This window comes from Emcibacter sp. (genome assembly GCF_963675455.1).
Classification (GTDB): Bacteria; Pseudomonadota; Alphaproteobacteria; order Sphingomonadales; family Emcibacteraceae; genus Emcibacter.
This window is the reverse complement of record NZ_OY776217.1, coordinates 3,285,514-3,302,713: the sequence shown is the minus strand read 5'-3', so window position 1 is coordinate 3,302,713 and position 17,200 is coordinate 3,285,514. Positions and strand designations below refer to the sequence as shown.

Below are 17,200 nucleotides of genomic sequence, written 5' to 3'. Positions count from 1 at the left end.
TCTTATGGGGCCAGTTTGCCAGAAAAAACTAATAAATCAAGTTTCCGGATCTTCACCTAATTTAAAGGGCCGTTTAACTATAAAAAGCATTTTCCCATCATATCCGATAAATTCGATTGCTCTCCCGTCTGATTTCACAAACATCCCCTTTTCGAAAGCTCCAATGACAAACTTTCCGTCTGAAGTCTCCAAGCGGCTGATAACATCAAAAGCGGTCGCCGTTCTTTTCACTCCTTTAATAAATGCATATTTATCCCAATCTTTGAGGGAGGAATTTTTTTTCGCATCTAGAAAGCCGGTTACCGCCGAAAGTACGGGCAGCGCGAATAGAAAAATTACACAACCCAATTTCATCGCGTGAGCTATATCTTCCATGATTTTCGGCCAATGTTGGTCTTTTTTTAAAATTTTTACCAATTTAATAAAATGGGCCACCCCTATTAAAAAGTACAAACTGAGAGAAACAGCCACCACGGCCCTAAAACTCCAGCCGAGTGTATTATCCAAAATTAATGAAATTACATATAAAAAAACCAGCGGCAACAATGCGATAATGATGGTAACTGGAAGCAGACCCGCATCCCTCAAGATCTTTGTCCGACACCGACCAGTGATATTTATAAGCCTAGTCAGTGGGCCGTTGAAAGGTGCCGATAAAACTAAAGAAATAGACAAGCAAAAAATAACAAAAATAATTAACCCGCCTACAAATAGCGATGACTTAATATGATCGGCGATTGTAAAAAGATAAAAAACTCTAGTGTTAATTCCAGCTGCAAACGCAAAATTATATGTTAACCCGCAGACAAAAGTATAGGCAATAATAATTGCATTAAAACGTATAGGGTTCTTTCGGTAGCTTTTAGAAATCTTCCGGCAGCCGTCTAAAAACGGGTTTTTTCCTGCTTTTCCATTCAAGCCTGTTCTCCTCTTTGAAATTTTCAGCCGAAATATATCATACTCCTGTCAAAATAGCTTTCCCTGATCGTCACAGTTCTCTTTGCCCGCGTTTTTGTGCCTGCGTACCGTCCGGATATCACAACCGACCTGCCGTGCAATTTTGGCGTTTGACAGCCCCTCATCCAGCCCCTGGTGGATAACCCTGGCATTGCCCCGGATCAACTGGTTATAGGTGCTGGCCGGACCGACTGGCACCGCGATTTTGCCGGGGCCATATTCCTTTTTCATGGCTTCCGCGGCCACTTGACCGATGCACTCCACCAGCCTGGTGCCCGTCTTTGGGTTTTTAGGTATGTCCACTTCGGTGCCGCCAAATTCGTGCGCCAGCTTAAGCGTCGCCGCAAAACCGATGACGTCTGAAATCTCCTGAAGCTTGGGGGAAAGATGGACTTTATGCGGCTTCATGGCTCGTTCCTAAAGCTTCCCGGTGTAGACGTTTTTCTTTTCGCCTTCGATCATATGTTCAACCTGTTCAGGTGTGAGGCTTGAGATTGGCGGAATATGACCAGTATAATGAAATTCGGATCTACCATTTTCAGGGCCTTCATCCGCGCCGGTGTCCACAGGCTTTATTTTGGGGTTACCTTCCTTGGCATTGGTTTCCCAATTCTGGTGAACAGGCATCTGGTCAACGGTCAGGGAAGTAGAAGGAATCGTACAGACCAGCTGCCCATCCACTTCATATCTTGCAGGCGTTGTGGCCATCGCAGCCTTTGGCACATAAACGGGTGCTTTGAAGGAGACCCGGCCAATTGTGCGACTGTGTTTTGCAATGGTGAAGCCATTCTCTGTTTTCTCCAGTGCCACCTGGCCCATGTGATCACCGTGACCGACCATCACGTTGATTTTGTCACCATGCTTCCAGCCCATCATCTGCATGACATCGGAATAAATCAGGATCCGGAGATTGTAGGTTCCATTCTTTTCCTCAGTTACGGCCATGGCCACACCGGTTCTGCCGATCGGATTATGCTGGCGTTTTTTCACTGTCTGCCACGTCACTTCTTTTTCTCCTTTTCCATTTCTTAAGAGCTTCAATAACGATGTTGGCCTGGTCGGCCGTGAGCCACTCCGGATCCTCAACATCGGTCATGCGTTTAACAAAGGCGATGCAGGCATCGACCCGTTTTGATTTGGGAACCTCTAGCAGGCCGAGTTCGCCCAGCTCCCACCACATGGCGAAGATTTTCCGGACAAATGGTTTCTTTGATGCCGGGCGCTTTTTCTTGGCCTTTTTGGGTTTCCAGCCGTGGGATTTGAAATGATCAACGACCAGGCGTTGCTCACGGGCGTTCATATCCCCGCTGCTTTCCTTACCGGTGATCTGGTGGAGGACGGCACGGTAGGTGCCGTCCTCCAGGCCAAGGTCTTTCTTGGCAATATGGATCTGTGCGAGAAGGACGTTACTCATGAGGCGCATCCGCAAGGGCAATTCGCCTGCAATAGGGTTAAGTCCTCCGTGGTGCAGCTGATCTGTAAGGCTGTGGTAACTTTACGGCTGAGATAATCCTCGCCCAGGTTATAGGCCAGCGTCGTACAAATATCATTCTGTACGGCCTCGGGGTCGAGCCCTTCTCCGCTTACTGTTACGATCACTTCAACTTCGTTTGATTTAGCCATCTTTCTTCCTTTCCAGATTTTCTGGGAACACAATTCCCAGCAGTAAAATTGTCAGGCACAACGCACCTGCACCGATCAGCATGAGCAACGTCGATATGAACAGCAGGATCACTGCAGAAATGTTGATGAATTCACAGCACATTGGCGCTTCTCCCCATTGACTTCTTCCGCTTGCGGCGGCGTTTGGGATTGTCCACTTTGTCCAAGAGCCGCTGGATCCGTTTGCTCCGATAGTGCATGCGGGCCGCGACTTCTGTCTTTCTGCAACTTCCAATAAGGCTTTCTGTTGTCTCGTCCTGGTTATCCCGGCCGATGCAACTGATAACCGTGTGGGAGGCCAGGATTCGCGACAGCGTGTACTTGCTGAATTTCTCCAGTTGGTCTGCCAGACTCTCGATTTGGCCAAACAAGTCGCTGCTCATGAGTTCCGATCCCCGTTGCTATAGTCCTTTTCCTCGATGCCCAGAGCATTCATCAACCGGATGTCGGTCTCACTTCGAATGCCCCAGACCATGAAAACCCCGGCTTCCAGGCAATAACAGTACTCAAAGCCTTTGTGGCAGCACGGGCATGTTTTCTGCCTTGGGAGTTCGCCCATATCATGCAGTGGCGGATCTTCTTTACGGTGGCAGTTCTGGCCCGACCTGCACCAGGGACAACGGAGTGATCCCTCGCGCCGGTGCGGCAAAGGGGGCACCTGCATCCTATGGAGGTTTTCGTTTAGAGGCAGGGTCATGCTCATCCCCGGACCATGCCCAAGGCGTGGGCGTAGGTGTCGAGCAGAGCTTCCATCTCCTGGCGGTCATGTTCCTCCATTTTCCGGAGCTGCACGATCTGGCGCAGGATCTTCACATCAAAGCCGGTGGCTTTGGCTTCGGAATAAACATCCTTGATGTCCGATGCGAGGTTCTGTTTTTCTTCCTCCAGGCGCTCGATCCGCTCCACATAAGAGCGCAGGGCATCGGCGGCAATTCCAGCTGTTTCAGTCATTGTGTTTTCCTTCCTTGTTGATTTGAGTGTGGGATTACCAGGCGGACTTCGCTTTTTTCAGGGTGCCGAGGATGGCCTCCATCAGCTCGATCTCACGGAAGGCGGTACCCTCGGTGATCTCGCCTCTCTCGACCATTGCCGGATAGTTTCTTTTCCGGCCTGTCAGTTCTCGCTCTGCGCAGGTGATCTGCTCATCAATCGGGTAAAATTCGGTCGGGTTAATTTGTTTCTTCGACATGGTTTTTCCTTTCTTTGGATAGTGTTGAAAATTCCAGGCACTTGGTGGAGCTGGTAAGGCATGCCACCAGCGCTCTGTAGTCTCCGCCCTGGTCAATGAATGCCTTGATCATTTCTTCCGGATCGTTCGGCACCGACTTGTCGTCCAGGACGGCCTTGCTGAGTTGATTTGCCTGCCGGATGGCGGACAACAGACCGGCATACCTTTGCTTTTCCTTGCGGTTGCGCGGAATGAGGGATCCGGACAACAGTGCCAGATCCATCATGGCGTCACGCAATTCCTGAGCTGAGGTGCGAGCCGGCAGCATGATCAGCTCCTTTTGGGCTTATGGTTGACGGCCCGTTTCATGTAGGCCTTTGCCACCGGGCGGGCCTCAGATTTAAGCGTCACGCCGTCCAGGTGTTCTCCGGCAATTGTCCTGGCCCCTTTCGGATGCCGGGCAATCACAATGACGGACTCGCCAGCCTCGTTCGTGACCTCAAAGACCTGGTCGGCTTTACCTTTGGACATGACCGGCCTCCGGGATCCTGACCTTGGCGATATCCAGCGGGATCTGCTCATATTGCTCGGTGCCGCCAATACGGCGGTAAAAGCGCACATAGGTGGTGCTGGCTTGAACATGGATGCTGTCGGCAATGGCCTGCATGGCTTGTTGCCATTTCTCGTCCTGAATATCGAGCTGGCGCAATTCCAAAACCCGGCCGGTGGAAATATGCCCCTGGCTGTTGGTCTGGAAGGCTCGTTGGACAAGGATCCTGATTTTGTCGTTTGCATCTGCAGACCAATCGGTGATGCATTCATCAATCAGCTGCTTGGCGACCAGCAATCGCTCGTCAAAAGTGATGTTGTCGGCAATGGCCCTCATTACCTTGTATTTTCCGCAATAGGACGGCAGGGTCAGGTTGCCTTTCTGGCCGCCGTAGCTGGTGCTGTATTCAGCTGCTGACAGGTCGACAAAAGCGTTCATCTCTGCCAGCGCCTCGGCCTTGAGCTTACTGAGTTCCTGGGAAAAATCCTCCGCCTTCTCACATAGAGTTTTAACAAGCGAATTTCGCAGCAAGTCGACCTGTTTAATGTTTTTCAGGGGAACAAGGCTGCCCTTGCTGTCCTTTAAATATCCTTCCGGGATCTGGTTCATTTCTCTCTCCTTAGTGCCTGCTTAACCAGGCGTTTAAACGTGCTGTAAAGGGTTGCCTGCCCGAGGGGCTTGATAGTGCCGCCAGCGGCCATCAGGCGGGCGTCTAGGCGCGGGTGCTGCATGGCTTTGCCTCCTTTGCCCTGTAGTCTGAAAGTCGGGTGATATTGTCGAACGGTTTGAGATTGATATCTTCCCGCATGGATCGGGGAATTGTTCCGCATTCCAGAATGTCAGCGCTGATCAGTATTTGCAGCAGGTTCGCCAGCAAGATTTCGGTTTCAGCCTGTGTCAGGCCATCACCGGCCATGTGGCGGCCCTCCAGCCAGATGCAGGCATTTGACAGCTCGTCAGACAACATTGGTCTCACTCCTTTTCTGGAAGTTATTCGCGCAATCCAGGCATGCTCTGCGATGTTTGAAAAGCTGCGGGCTGGCCATTGTGATTTTAGCCTGGCTGTGGGTATCACAGTCCCTTTGGGTGATCTCTATATCGAGGTATGGACAGTGGACCGTTTCGTGCATCAGGGCGCTCCGGACCTTCCGCTCCACCCTGTCAAGCTTGGCCTTGTAGCGATTATTCAGCAGCAGATTGACGGCCGTGGTAGAAATGCCGACATCGCGGGCCACTCCGGCCTGACTGATTTTATCGCAAGCTTGAGCCATGACGATGATGAACTCCGGCGCGTTCTCGCCCCATTTATCTTTAACTTTCTCCATGGCGGTCATGGACGTGCCTCCAGTTCGTAGTTTTTCTTGGTGTTGGGGTCGTAGACCTTGCCGGTTTTTGGCCGGTATCTGGGGTGCAGTTCACCATCATCCCGGACCAGCAGGTATTTCTTGAAACCGTTGCTGGTTGGTGCCGTACCCTTTTCCCGGCGCGGCAGCAGCTGGAGATATCCAGCCTGGTACAGACGGCGGATATATTTCCCGGCTGCAGCTTCCGGCTCTTTCTCATTTCCCTGCTTGGCCAGCATGACCAGATCAGGAACGGTAAATTTCCGGCTTACCCGCATGGCCCGCCAGATCCTGGCTGTGAAACTGTCAAATGAGGTTTTTTTGCTGAAGGTTAGCGGCCCTTTGGGACCGGACGTCAGGGTGGTGTCGTCCACCTTTGCCGTCTTGCCTTTGTTGGTCAGCCGGTAGCACCCGGCCTCGATGCGTTCCACATAGCCTGCTGAAAGAAGTTTTTGTGCGCCGTCCTGCAGCGCGTGACGGGTGAGGTTGCTCTGCCTGGACATTTCCTCGATGGTCAGACATTGCTCCGGGCCAATGATGCCCAGGACTTCGTTAAGTCTGGTTGCGATCCCCGGCATCAGTCGGCCCTCACTTTGATGGGCTGGCCGTTGTCCCGGCTGTTGAGCAGGGTTTCCCCGGCCATGGCTTTTCTGGTGACTGTGCCGTTGTTGCGCTTTCCGAACCGCTCGATGGCCATAATAGCCTCTTTCACTTCGCGGACCCGGCCTCGGGAAACTTCCAGAAGAAACTCGATCAGGTCTTTGCCCACTTCAACTTCGCAAAGCTCGTTGACCAGGCTGTAGACATCGTCCCGGCTGGCCGGGAAGAACTCCACATATTGACCGATACGGCTGGAAATTTGGGGAAACCGGGAGATATTGTCGCGGACTTTTTGCATGCCGACAAAGATGAAAGGGATCTCCAGCAGGTCGGAGAAGTCGCGCAGGGTCTCCAGGCATTTTGCCGACTTGCCGATGTGATCGACTTCGTCAATGATCACGGCAAAGGTCTTGCCCTGGATCTGGGCCTGGTTTGACCTGGACATCAGAGCATCCACGGCCTGCCTGAAGCAGTCCTGGAAGGAATGCCGGGGCTTGACGTTCATACTTTCCAGAAGTTCCCGCACCATCCAGCGGGGTGTCCACTCGGCCTTGGCCCGGAGGAACACGGCATTATTCTGGATCGCCCACCAGTGACAAATGGTTGTTTTTGAAAGGCCGGGATGACCATCCACCACCATCAGACAGGCTTCCCCGGCTCCCCGGTTCTGCAGGTCTGAGACGGCGCTCATGAACCGGGCCACGTTGGAGGTATTGACGAAACTGTTTTTCATATTTAGACTTCTCCTCTGTTGGTGTCGCTATCAATGAGGTTTCTCAGGCCGTTGATATCGACGTTGTAAACTTCAAGTGTCATTTTGAATGTTGGCTGGCGGAGCATCTCACCGAGATGCTCCCTGTCTTTTGGCGTGACTTGATCCGGATTGTTCACAAGCCATCGGGCGAGGTCATAATCGCTTGAGAAAATCGGGCGGCCGTTCTCAGCGATTTTTGGCTGCGGCGGCAGTTCGATCAGTTTGGATGTTTCCCGTTCTGCGGTCTGCAGCTGCTCGGGTGTAATCTCCATTTCCGGGCGGTACTCCAGGAGCGTATCCGGGTGCAGTTCCTGCTCGATTTCCTCCCGCTTTCTGTCAACCAGGCGCAGGCGGCTCTTAGCGCGTTTTTCGGCTGCAATTTCTAGCGCTGATTTGGGGAAGTAGCTGGTTTTGTTGCCGTCCACTTTAGCGGTGCAGATAAAGCGACCGTCCAGGTCGCGGACCCACACCTGGTCGGGGTTGTGAATGTCATAGCCGACATGCACATCGTCGCCGTGATACGGCTCCAGCTCGAAAGCAAAATAAAGGTTGTTAAACAGCTGGATTTCGCCGCGCCGGACCTGACGTTTTTCATACGGCCGGAAGATATCGTGGTTGGTCGGCTCGACACATTCGATGTCTGCTTTAGATGCCTCGGCCGTCCAATATTCGTTCGGCGTCATATGGCGGCGCTTGCCGGTATTCTCATCCCGAACTTTCGGGAGGCTGCGGTGCGGCCGGTCGTTGTAATTGGAGACCACATTCTCGCACATTTCGACAAATTCCGGCCACTCAATCAGAAGGCGGGAGCTGCCAAATTCCTTGATATCCTTGCGGGTGATTTTAAAGACGCGCTGCTTGGCTTCCTGGTCCATATCCTGGCCCATATAGGTGGGCAGTTCTTTGGCCGCTTTTACCCAGATGTTGTGGACCCGTTCGCCGATGCCTCGCGCCTGTGAGTTATAGGGCAGGCTATGGGTTTTGGTCACGCCAAGGCGACCGAATAAACCCATGATCTTGATGTCGTCAAAATAGTCGTTTTTGAAGCCGGAGCCGTTATCCACATACCAGATGCTGCAGATCCCGCACTCGGTGAAGGCTTTCCGGATGGCGTCATGGGTGCCCCAGGTATTCTCCGACAGGCCGACCGACCAGCCGACAATGCGCCGAGTATAGACATCTATGATGGTTGTGATCTCCGGCCGGAATGGTTTGCCATGCCCAGGGTGAGCGACCTCGGCATCAAAGGTATGGCCGTCTGCTGTGTAGACACAGCTGGGCCAGAGTTCGGAAACATCACGGCGCTTGAAGGCTTTGAGGTTTTTAAGCTCCCTTGGCCCCATGCGGCCGGTGTTGACGGTGATCGGATCCAGGCGCTTCAGGAATCGGTACGCCTGGTAGTAGCTTGGCGCTTCATCGCCCAGCTGCTCGGTCAGTTTTTCCATGACCGCAACAAGGCTTGGCTGCTGGGGTGAAGCCCAGAGTTTTAGGAGTGGACCAGCCCACTCGGGAATCTCCAGCTCGGTTGATGATTTGGGGGCCAACGCCTTGTCGCCGCCGGTGCGTTTTTCCTTGAGCCAGCGGTAAAGGCTTGTCCTGGATAAGGTCTGTTTACCAGCCTTGCCGCTTGAGCGGCCGCTCCGCGCATTGGCGACCGGCACCAGAGGAGCAATCTCCTCTGAAAGTTCACCTGTCTTGGCCATGGAAACCAGGGCGTCTGCAGCCTTACTTCTGGGCAGTGCGCATTCTGTCATGAGTTGATCCCATTTCTGCAGGATGATGGCCCTGGCTTCCATGATTTGCTGGTCTTGTTCAGACAACAGTGAAATGTCCACTTTTGAGGTTTTGAGTACGGGTGCGGATCCCTTCAGGAGTCGCTTGGCAACGGCTTCCCTGGCTTTTGCAGGAAGGACGTAAACTGGGTAGAGTTTGCCACCACCCCGTCCGGAGCGGTTTTGATAGTCCCAGTCTTCAATGGTGGCCCGGCGACGAATATTGCGTTCCGTAGCAGGCAAGCCCGGCAAGTTCATCTCAGCCAGCTCGGCGGCGGTAAACATCTTTCTCATGCGCCAACCCTCATCAGAGGCAGGCCGCTGATTTCCTCATCAACCTGGCGCTGGAGTTGCTGCAGCATGAGGAAGCTGTGGCCGATGCGGGCCAGTTTGATCTCGTCCCGTTCAGCCACCCGGCACCCGGCACTTTCAGCTATACACTGAAGCACAGACGGGCCAAGAATGAGGGTGATGGGAGCCAGAAGGTCACTGGGCAATTGGTGGGTTGTTCTGGCCTGCGATGTATATGCATTGAGCATCGCTACAGAGACGTCACGGTCGGCAAGTTCACTAAGCTGGCGACAGATTTCCTCGCGGTCAAAGGGTGACCTGGCGATGGCTTCCTTAATGGCCAGTTTGATCTTGTTTGAGTTGATGGTTTCTTTGCCGGGCTTCGCCGGAACCTCGATAGGTTTGTCGTCCAGGGTAGTGAAAAAAGTCATTTGCCCTGGGTGAGTATTTTTTTTGCGGGTCATATTCTTATCCTTGGGTTGTTTGTTGTCATTGCCTGGAAAAGGGGCCTGCAGGTTGGCTGTAGGGAGAACAACCCGCAGGCGAGTTTCCAAGTGGTGGGAGGGGGAAGCTATCCCGCTCCCTTTTTCACATCTCGACCCAAACTTTGAGATGGAAAACGCTACTGGACCGATGCCGGTGTCTGCTGTGTTTATTGTGTTTAGACACTCGCTGGTCGCGCTCATGTTCATGCAGCCCGCCTTTTTTGATCTTTGCGGAGAGCTTCCGAACTGCTATTGTTTTTGAGAATTTGGCTGGTTGGGAGTTCCCGACCATTCTGGTCGTAACGATCGGGCCACAAGGCTTTCGGTTTGCATCCCAGGTAAGCGGCAATTTTATTCTGGAGTGCAGGCCAAGGACGGCGAAGGGCAGTGCTGATTGCAGCTTTGTTGTAGCCCCAGGCGAGTGAAAGCTCCTCTAGGGATTTACCCTGCTTCTTTCGAATGTCCGCCTTGATGTCTTCGATATGCTTACCAGCCATCTATCTTCCTGTTTCAGCCCGTTGCATCGGGCTTTAATTTGGATGTAAAAATGCAATAACTTGAATAAACATATACGCAAAAAAGCGTTTTATCAAACGGAAAAATGCGTATCCGTGTTAAAGAAAATGAAAAAATGCGTGATAAATTAAAAAGACACGAGAAAACAATGGGTTATGAGAACTCGGATGACGGAAAAAATGCGTCTTCCATTTATCCGAGTTCAATAGAAGAACTCGGACAGCGTATAGAGATGGTTGCTGAAATGGCCGGAGGACGCAAAAATGCGTCAGTTATCGCCGGTATTTCGCATGACATGTTGACTAAATACATTCAGGGAAAGAATTTCCCCAAATTAGATGTAATCGTTCGGCTGTGTTTTCACTTCGATATATCTTTGGAGTGGCTCGCCTATGGTGAAGGGCCAATGAAGCGGGATAATCTGTTGTTTGATGAAGATAAGGCCGAGGAAGAAGGGGGAACCCTGGCTCATGCGGCCATGGGCGTGTACGTGTCTCTCTGGGACGCTCAAAAGCTTATTGAGCCTGAGAAGTTTGAAGAATTGACATTTTTGATGTGGGAAATCGAAAAAGCCTATGGCCCGGAAACTGACATGGATCCTAATGATCCCTTGGTCAAGAAGATGCGTCGGCTTATCTCTGTTTCTCTGAAGTCCGAATAATTTATTGCAGAAACATTACAATACGTTAACTGGTTTTTAATCGCTACCTAAGATAGTGGCGGGGCTTGATCTAGCAACTAGAGAGTGGCCCCGCCATATCTTTGCCTGCTTTCCATAGCAAAGTCGGTGGGATGGATCATCTGGGGGATGATTCAGAGCCATGAGGGGGCAAAAGAGGCATCCTCACCGGTATTAACCGCACCTTCTCGAGCGCTTCGAGCAAGGGCAAGATACAAAAAATGCCTTTAAATGTTGTTAAAAAGAGTATCAGTACGCCGAATAACGGGGAGAATATTTAATGAACTGTAGTCGCCGTATTTTTTAAATTCAATTTTAGGCCGCATTCGTCGTTTTTGGGGGGGTGCGGCCTTTTCTGTACCATATGTCCCGCAAAACGCTTCCTGCCTGGCAAGATCGAGATATGGGACAAAAAAAGCAAAAAAAAATCGACAAAAGCTGCCGCGCCGCCCGGAAACCCCCGGTATTACTTATGTCTCCGTCCCAGTATATCCCGTTACATCCCGCTCAATCCCGGATGCAATACTGTCCCATACCTAGCACTATCTTACAGTGACGACGTAGTTATTTGATCCTGAATTTATTCCTGAGGCCGAGACCGAGCAGGAAGAGCAGCACTAGGCTAAGAGTGGATTGAAGGCCGCTAAAAGCGAATATCCAGCCTGAAGTTTCCGAGGAGAGGAAATAGCGATGTATGCCGAGAATAGGTAGCGTGTTGGCAAAGCTTATCTTTAATCCCAGTTTCAATTCCTCCCAAAATGAACTTTCCAACCAGGGGGCACCAAGGGGATTGCTGTATTCGAGAATGCCAAGAGTTGTGTATATTCCTGAAAACGCTATGAGAAAGATGAGTAACCAAACTAGTGTAAGTCCAATACTTTGACCATATCCAGATAGCCATTTGTACAGGAAATAGGAAAATCTCTCAATGTATTTCCCTCCCTTCAGCTTTAGAATACAGCGATCAACTTCCATTTCTTTACAGAAAAAGATTTGTTCGAGATCATGCCGCTGTTGGGCGTTCATATGAAGTTTCAATCTTGACCAGGAACTCTTCCATTCTACTGCTTGTTTCAGACCATCTGGATTATTGTTTGGCCAACTCTTAACTTCCCAATTTGTGTCCGAATGCAAAGTCGTTTTATGAAATCTTGGAGGTACTTGGAAGATTGTATTTTGGAAGTTGGTAGATTCATGAAATTTTGCGCCGTTAAAAATAGCTGTATGGAATTCTGCAGACGGAAAATCGGCGCGAAGAAAAAAGTCGGTATTGCTAAAATTTGCTTCTTGGTAGGGAGTGGCGCTTGGATTCCAAAAAAAAGAATTGAAATTAGCATTATCTAAAAATTTTGCGTCGTTAAAGTAGCAGTTTCCAATCAACTTTGATGCTCCAAAAGCCACAGGGCCAAAAAATAGAGCTTTAGAAAAATACGACTTACCTTTGAAGGTGCATCTGCTTAAGTTTGCATGGTCTAGAAAAAATGTATCACTAAAATGGGCGCGTTTTTCAAATGTACTTCCCTGAAAATCGAATTCATCAGCAAATAGGCAACCAGAAAAAAATAACGGTTTGGTGAATAATGTATTTTTAAAAGTATTTTGGTTTCGGGGTCCGTTTAAGGCAAAAGGGAAGTATCCGTCAAAGTCAAAGGTGTGTTTCCAATTTTTTCTTGCTTCTTCGATGCAGTATTCGCGTATTTGGCGCAGTTCAGGTGGGGGAAATCGTCCTGAGACGCGAAACAGTGGCAAATTAAATTCATCAATTTTTTTTGTTAGCAGATCGCGTTTTGCGCCCTTTAGTTTAGCATATAGAATTTTATTCCATGTTTCGCGGTTCTCAGCAATTTTGGGATCATCTTCGTTCTTTGGCACACCATGATAATTCGCTAACCACCACCACGGATTAGCTTCCGCCGGGATCAGGCCGTTTTCGTCTGGTTGTTCGGGTGTTTCGTCGCTCATCTTTGCCCCCTCTGGTTGAGCCAAGTGTACGGGACGGAAGCCGAGGAGGGCAAGCGGGGAATTTATCCCATGCCGTCATTCCTGCGAAAGCAGGAATCCATCGCTCGGCCTGACACATCCCTCAGACGTACAAATGGACCCCCGCTTTCGCGAGGGTGACGACGTTCAAAATCGTCATTTCCGTAAAGGCAGGAATCCAGTATCATGCAGAAATGGAAAAAGGGGGCTTCGTCTACATTCTGGCCAATAAAAAGCACGGCACGCTCTATGTGGGGGTGACCAGTGACCTGGTGCGCCGGATTTATGAACACCGGAACGACCTTGTTGAGGGGTTTACCCGCAAATACTCCATTCACCGTCTGGTGTGGTTTGAAACACATGAGGGTATTGAGGCGGCCTTGGTACGGGAAAAGCAAATCAAGAACTGGAAACGGGCCTGGAAAATTGAGGCCATTGAAGAAAAGAATCCGGACTGGCGCGATCTCTATGAAGATATCAGCGGGTGAGGGTGGGTTCCTGTTATCCCCTTCGTCATTCCCGCTCCCTCCTTGGTCATTCCAGATTTTTCCTCGTCTTTCCTATCTATCCCCTTGTCATTCCTGCGCCAAGAATCATAGAGAGCAGGAATCCATAGCTCTTTCTGACACATCCCTCAGACGTATGAATGGACCCCGGCTTTCGCCGGGGTGACGGGTGGGATAGTTGCAGCTTTATTTTCATTCCTGCGAAAGCAGGAATCCATAGCTCGGTCTGACACACCTCTCAGACGTATGAATGGACCCCGGCTTTCGCCGGGGTGACGGGTGGGATAGTTGCAGCTTCATTGTCATTCCTGCGAAAGCAGGAATCCATAGCTCGGCCTGACACGTCTCTCAGACGTATAAATGGACCCCGGCTTTCGCCGGGGTGACGACAAGGGTGCGGGGGTGACGGAGAAGGGTGAGGGGTGACTAGGAGGGGCGGGGGATGACGGAGAAGGTTTAAAACTTCCGTGGCGTCGGATTGTTGCTTTTTTTGCGATACTGCCGGGTGCCGGGCTTGCCGGCGGTGGAGCGGCCAGTGCCTTTGGCCCGGCCGGCGGACTTCTGGGGCACAATGCCGAGCTCCGCATCCTCGAGCCGTTTGATCTCGTCCCGCAATCTTGCCGCTTCCTCGAATTCCAGGTTGCCGGCGGCCTCGCGCATGTCCTTCTCGAGCCCGTCGATATAGGCGCGCAGGTTATGGCCGACCAGGTTATTATCGTCGGTGCCGGTGTCGACCAGCACATGATCGCCCTCGGCGACGCTGTCGAGGATATCGCCGATATGCTTCTTGATGCTTTCCGGGGTGATGCCGTGTTCTTCGTTATATTCCAGCTGCTTGGTCCGGCGGCGGTCGGTTTCGTCCAGCGCCGCCTGCATGCTCCTGGTGATTTTATCGGCATAGAGGATCACCCGGCCGTCAACATTGCGGGCGGCCCGGCCGATGGTCTGGATGAGTGAGGTTTCACTGCGCAGGAAGCCTTCCTTGTCCGCATCGAGGATGGCGACCAGGCCGCATTCGGGAATGTCGAGCCCCTCGCGCAACAGGTTGATGCCGACCAGGATGTCGAAGGCGCCGATGCGCAAATCGCGAATGATCTCGATCCGTTCCAGGGTGTCGATGTCCGAGTGCAGGTAACGGACCTTGAGGCCGTTTTCATCGAGATATTCGGTCAGGTCCTCGGCCATGCGTTTGGTCAGGGTGGTCACCAGGACCCGGTAGCCGTTATCAATGCTGGCCCGGGCCTCATGCAGCAGGTCGTCGACCTGGGTCTCGACCGGGCGGATGTCGCAGGGCGGATCGATCAGGCCGGTCGGCCGGATCACCTGCTCGACAAATTCGCCGTCGGTTTGCGCGAGCTCCCACGGGCCCGGCGTGGCCGAGACATAGACCGACTGCGGCCGCATGCGGTCCCATTCATCGAACTTCAGCGGGCGGTTGTCAACACAGCTCGGCAGCCTAAAGCCAAAGTCAGCGAGGGTTTTCTTGCGGGCAAAGTCGCCTTTGCTCATGCCGCCCACCTGGGGCACGCTGACATGGCTTTCATCGACAAACAGCAGCATGTTGCTCGGCAGATATTCAAACAGGGTCGGCGGCGGTTCGCCCGGATGGCGGCCGGTGAGGTGGCGGCTGTAATTCTCGATCCCGGCGCAGGAGCCGGTGGCGGCCATCATTTCCAGATCCAGCAGCACCCGTTCGCGAAGTCGCGCTTCCTCTAGGATCTTGCCCTGGGACTGCAGTTCCGGGATGCGCTGGTCCAGTTCCATCTTGATGCTTTTCATGGCCTGTTCCAGGCTCGGCCCGGCGGTGACATAATGGCTGTTGGCATAAAGCTTGACCTGTTCCAGGTCGGCCACTTTCTCGCCGGTCAGCGGATCGAACAGGGTGATTTTCTCGAGCTCGTCGCCAAAGAAATCAAGCCGCCAGGCCCGGTCCTCGTAATGGCTGGGGAAGATCTCGATGACATCGCCTCTGACTCTGAATGTGCCGCGCTGGAAGGCCTGGTCGTTGCGCTTATATTGCAGCTTGATCAGTTCGCGCAGAAGCTCGCGCTGTTCGAACTGCATGCCGACCTCGAACGGGATGGTCATTTCCAGATAGGTTTCCGGCGAACCCATGCCGTAGATGCAGCTTACCGACGCCACAATGATCACATCGTCGCGCTCGAACAGGGCCCGGGTCGCCGCATGGCGCATGCGGTCGATATGTTCATTGATGCTGGCGTCTTTTTCGATATAGGTGTCGGAGCGGGGCACGTAAGCCTCGGGCTGGTAATAATCGTAATAGGAAACGAAATATTCAACCGCATTGTCGGGGAAGAAAGACTTCATCTCGCCGTAGAGCTGGGCCGCCAGGGTTTTGTTGTGGGCCATGATGATGGCCGGGCGCTGGGTCTTTTCAATGATCTGGGCCATGGTGAAGGTCTTGCCCGAGCCGGTCACGCCGAGCAGCACCTGGTCCGAGAGGCCGTCATTAATGCCCTCGACCAGCGCCTCGATCGCCGCCGGCTGGTCGCCGGACGGCTCAAAATCGCTTTGCAGGCGGAAGGGAATGCCACCCTCGGTCTTGTCGGGGCGTTCGAATTTGCCTTTCGGCGGGCCGTCAAAAGCCATCTGCGGCCGTTCGGCCAGAATACCATTTGGAGTGTCTGAGCTCATGACATCATAATGGGGTCTTCGGGCCGGATTTTCCAGTACCCTTTTTCGATTTTAACAGTTTTAGCTGTCAAAGAAGCTGTTGACGAAATTCACTTCGTCCGGGTTCGCCTTCTGCCAGTCCTCCAGCACCTTGCGGTCGGCCTCCAGATTTTCCTTCAGGCTGTCCAGCGTCAGGGTCTGGCCGAAGGCAACGGAGCAGTCGCCGAGCAGCCTGCGGACCATCAGGTCACCCAGTTCCCGGCGGTAGTGGGCCGGTTCCCAGAACCATTTGAGCGGCGTCTTGCCCGCCTTCAGCACCGGTTCGGTGTGATAGGGGGTGATGCGGCTGAAATCGACCAGATTGACCCCGTCGCCATAATCTTCAAAGGTGGTCAGAGCCATTTTCCATTTCTCAAATTCCGTCCACAGGCCGGCGCTGTCGATGATCTGTAGATACTGGATGTGATAGGGATTGATGAAAATATGGACTTCGATATCCCGCGCCCTGAGTTCCTTGACGAAGCGGTCGAGCAGGGCCAGTTCGTCGGACCAGTGCCCGGCCTCGTAAAAGGTCCGCCATTTTACCCGGGTGAAGCTTTGGACCAGCTGGGGGTTTTTCTGCCGGTACAGGGCCAACACCCCTTCCTTGCGGGTGCTGTAGTCCATGTCATTGGCCGGGTTGAAGCCGGACGGGGTCAGGCTGCTGTTATGAGGTTTCTGTCCGGTCAGGGTGCTGATGCTGTCGAGCACGCCGCTGAGGGAGACGAGCGGCAGCAGCAGGTCCTTCATTTTCTGCAGCCCGTACTCCGGATTGGCCGTGCCGTCCCAGTTATATTTGCGCCGCTTGTCATGCTCCTGCGGGGCAGGGGGCCAGTCCCGGGGCAGGGTGCCCGGCTTGACCAGAAAATCGAGGAAATCCACCCCGATCAACACGGCCTTGATGTCTTTATCCCGCACCAGGTCCAGGGCATAGCCATATTGCATGTCGAGCGGACTGCCCGGCAGGCCCAGGTTAAAGACCCTGTGGCCGCGGGCTTTGAACAGTTCATGTTCGGGATCAAGACCCATTTCGACCCGGCTGTTGCCGACGATCAGCACATCCATGTCGGTCTTGTGGGCCAGATGCAGCCGGGCCTGGCGGGAATGGGTGCCGGCCTCGGGCTTGACGGCGTTGAAACCCTCTTTGGGCGCATGCCCGTACATCAGATAGGGGTCGGTGAAATATGTCAGGGACGCCGCCGCCGCGACAAACAGCAGGACAAAGACCAGCCAGGCAAGGAAGAATTTTTTCAGGCTCATGTTA

24 protein-coding genes are annotated in these 17,200 nt (G+C 52.7%); 2 read left to right on the top strand and 22 right to left on the bottom strand.

All coding sequences use genetic code 11. From position 1 onward, the window contains the following. Positions 1-36: 36 nt before the first annotated feature. The 19 genes from ACORNT_RS15385 to ACORNT_RS15295 all read right to left on the bottom strand — a co-directional run bounded on the left by ACORNT_RS15385 (position 37) and on the right by ACORNT_RS15295 (position 10,079). Positions 37-918, bottom strand: a complete 882-nt coding sequence (locus ACORNT_RS15385) for a hypothetical protein (protein WP_321392790.1) — start codon at positions 916-918, stop codon at positions 37-39. Between the two features lie 48 nt (positions 919-966). After that, positions 967-1,365: a helix-turn-helix domain-containing protein gene (locus ACORNT_RS15380; RefSeq protein WP_321392789.1), complete on the bottom strand. Its 399-nt coding sequence runs from the start codon at positions 1,363-1,365 to the stop codon at positions 967-969. A gap of 9 nt (positions 1,366-1,374) precedes the next feature. Continuing rightward, on the bottom strand, positions 1,375-1,962 hold the full coding sequence (locus ACORNT_RS15375; RefSeq protein WP_321392787.1) for a hypothetical protein: 588 nt from the start codon (positions 1,960-1,962) through the stop codon (positions 1,375-1,377). After that, complete coding sequence (locus ACORNT_RS15370) at positions 1,928-2,371, bottom strand: regulatory protein GemA (protein ID WP_321392784.1); 444 nt, start codon at positions 2,369-2,371, stop codon at positions 1,928-1,930. The genes ACORNT_RS15375 and ACORNT_RS15370 overlap by 35 nt, the downstream gene beginning before the upstream one ends. Then, entirely contained in the window at positions 2,368-2,580 is a 213-nt protein-coding gene (locus ACORNT_RS15365) for a hypothetical protein (RefSeq protein WP_321392781.1), read from the bottom strand. Before ACORNT_RS15365 ends, ACORNT_RS15370 begins: the two co-directional genes overlap by 4 nt. Next, on the bottom strand, positions 2,573-2,722 hold the full coding sequence (locus ACORNT_RS15360) for a hypothetical protein (RefSeq protein WP_321392778.1): 150 nt from the start codon (positions 2,720-2,722) through the stop codon (positions 2,573-2,575). Before ACORNT_RS15360 ends, ACORNT_RS15365 begins: the two co-directional genes overlap by 8 nt. Beyond that, positions 2,712-3,002 carry a hypothetical protein gene (locus ACORNT_RS15355; RefSeq protein WP_321392775.1) on the bottom strand — a complete coding sequence of 97 codons (291 nt, stop codon included), beginning with the start codon at positions 3,000-3,002 and terminating at the stop codon, positions 2,712-2,714. The genes ACORNT_RS15360 and ACORNT_RS15355 overlap by 11 nt, the downstream gene beginning before the upstream one ends. A 316-nt stretch (positions 3,003-3,318) precedes the next feature. After that, complete coding sequence (locus ACORNT_RS15350) at positions 3,319-3,570, bottom strand: DUF2312 domain-containing protein (protein ID WP_321392772.1); 252 nt, start codon at positions 3,568-3,570, stop codon at positions 3,319-3,321. 34 nt (positions 3,571-3,604) lie between these two features. After that, positions 3,605-3,808 carry a hypothetical protein gene (locus ACORNT_RS15345; protein ID WP_321392770.1) on the bottom strand — a complete coding sequence of 68 codons (204 nt, stop codon included), beginning with the start codon at positions 3,806-3,808 and terminating at the stop codon, positions 3,605-3,607. Then, positions 3,789-4,115 carry a hypothetical protein gene (locus ACORNT_RS15340; RefSeq protein ID WP_321392768.1) on the bottom strand — a complete coding sequence of 109 codons (327 nt, stop codon included), beginning with the start codon at positions 4,113-4,115 and terminating at the stop codon, positions 3,789-3,791. The genes ACORNT_RS15345 and ACORNT_RS15340 overlap by 20 nt, the downstream gene beginning before the upstream one ends. 2 nt (positions 4,116-4,117) lie before the next feature. Continuing rightward, on the bottom strand, positions 4,118-4,318 hold the full coding sequence (locus ACORNT_RS15335) for a hypothetical protein (protein WP_321392766.1): 201 nt from the start codon (positions 4,316-4,318) through the stop codon (positions 4,118-4,120). Further along, positions 4,305-4,946: a DUF3164 family protein gene (locus tag ACORNT_RS15330; RefSeq protein WP_321392764.1), complete on the bottom strand. Its 642-nt coding sequence runs from the start codon at positions 4,944-4,946 to the stop codon at positions 4,305-4,307. The genes ACORNT_RS15335 and ACORNT_RS15330 overlap by 14 nt, the downstream gene beginning before the upstream one ends. 103 nt (positions 4,947-5,049) lie before the next feature. Then, on the bottom strand, positions 5,050-5,304 hold the full coding sequence (locus tag ACORNT_RS15325) for a hypothetical protein (RefSeq protein WP_321392762.1): 255 nt from the start codon (positions 5,302-5,304) through the stop codon (positions 5,050-5,052). Continuing rightward, on the bottom strand, positions 5,294-5,671 hold the full coding sequence (locus ACORNT_RS15320) for a hypothetical protein (protein WP_321392759.1): 378 nt from the start codon (positions 5,669-5,671) through the stop codon (positions 5,294-5,296). Before ACORNT_RS15320 ends, ACORNT_RS15325 begins: the two co-directional genes overlap by 11 nt. Then, the gene (locus tag ACORNT_RS15315) at positions 5,668-6,258 is read right to left on the bottom strand and encodes a helix-turn-helix domain-containing protein (protein ID WP_321392756.1); all 591 of its coding nucleotides are present in this window, start codon (positions 6,256-6,258) and stop codon (positions 5,668-5,670) included. The genes ACORNT_RS15320 and ACORNT_RS15315 overlap by 4 nt, the downstream gene beginning before the upstream one ends. Further along, complete coding sequence (locus ACORNT_RS15310; RefSeq protein WP_321392754.1) at positions 6,258-7,013, bottom strand: ATP-binding protein; 756 nt, start codon at positions 7,011-7,013, stop codon at positions 6,258-6,260. Before ACORNT_RS15310 ends, ACORNT_RS15315 begins: the two co-directional genes overlap by 1 nt. 2 nt (positions 7,014-7,015) lie before the next feature. Further along, entirely contained in the window at positions 7,016-9,100 is a 2,085-nt protein-coding gene (locus ACORNT_RS15305) for a Mu transposase C-terminal domain-containing protein (protein ID WP_321392750.1), read from the bottom strand. After that, positions 9,097-9,528, bottom strand: coding sequence for a hypothetical protein (locus ACORNT_RS15300; RefSeq protein ID WP_321392749.1), 432 nt, complete (start codon positions 9,526-9,528; stop codon positions 9,097-9,099). Before ACORNT_RS15300 ends, ACORNT_RS15305 begins: the two co-directional genes overlap by 4 nt. A gap of 257 nt (positions 9,529-9,785) precedes the next feature. After that, a complete protein-coding gene (locus ACORNT_RS15295; RefSeq protein ID WP_321392746.1) occupies positions 9,786-10,079 on the bottom strand; it encodes a helix-turn-helix domain-containing protein in 294 nt (97 codons plus the stop codon). A gap of 104 nt (positions 10,080-10,183) precedes the next feature. Here ACORNT_RS15295 and ACORNT_RS15290 point away from each other — a divergent pair, with 104 nt between their 5' ends. Next, positions 10,184-10,759: a helix-turn-helix transcriptional regulator gene (locus tag ACORNT_RS15290; RefSeq protein WP_321392744.1), complete on the top strand. Its 576-nt coding sequence runs from the start codon at positions 10,184-10,186 to the stop codon at positions 10,757-10,759. A 582-nt stretch (positions 10,760-11,341) separates the two neighbouring features. Here the strand turns inward: ACORNT_RS15290 and ACORNT_RS15285 are convergent. Beyond that, entirely contained in the window at positions 11,342-12,739 is a 1,398-nt protein-coding gene (locus ACORNT_RS15285; RefSeq protein WP_321392742.1) for a pentapeptide repeat-containing protein, read from the bottom strand. Between the two features lie 212 nt (positions 12,740-12,951). Here ACORNT_RS15285 and ACORNT_RS15280 point away from each other — a divergent pair, with 212 nt between their 5' ends. Further along, positions 12,952-13,245, top strand: a complete 294-nt coding sequence (locus tag ACORNT_RS15280; RefSeq protein ID WP_420717579.1) for a GIY-YIG nuclease family protein — start codon at positions 12,952-12,954, stop codon at positions 13,243-13,245. A gap of 474 nt (positions 13,246-13,719) precedes the next feature. On the opposite strand, the gene uvrB is transcribed toward ACORNT_RS15280, so the two are convergent. Next, entirely contained in the window at positions 13,720-15,873 is a 2,154-nt protein-coding gene (gene uvrB, locus ACORNT_RS15275; protein WP_420717578.1) for an excinuclease ABC subunit UvrB, read from the bottom strand. A gap of 105 nt (positions 15,874-15,978) precedes the next feature. Continuing rightward, positions 15,979-17,196 carry a hypothetical protein gene (locus ACORNT_RS15270; RefSeq protein ID WP_321392732.1) on the bottom strand — a complete coding sequence of 406 codons (1,218 nt, stop codon included), beginning with the start codon at positions 17,194-17,196 and terminating at the stop codon, positions 15,979-15,981. Between the last annotated feature and the right edge of the window lie 4 nt (positions 17,197-17,200).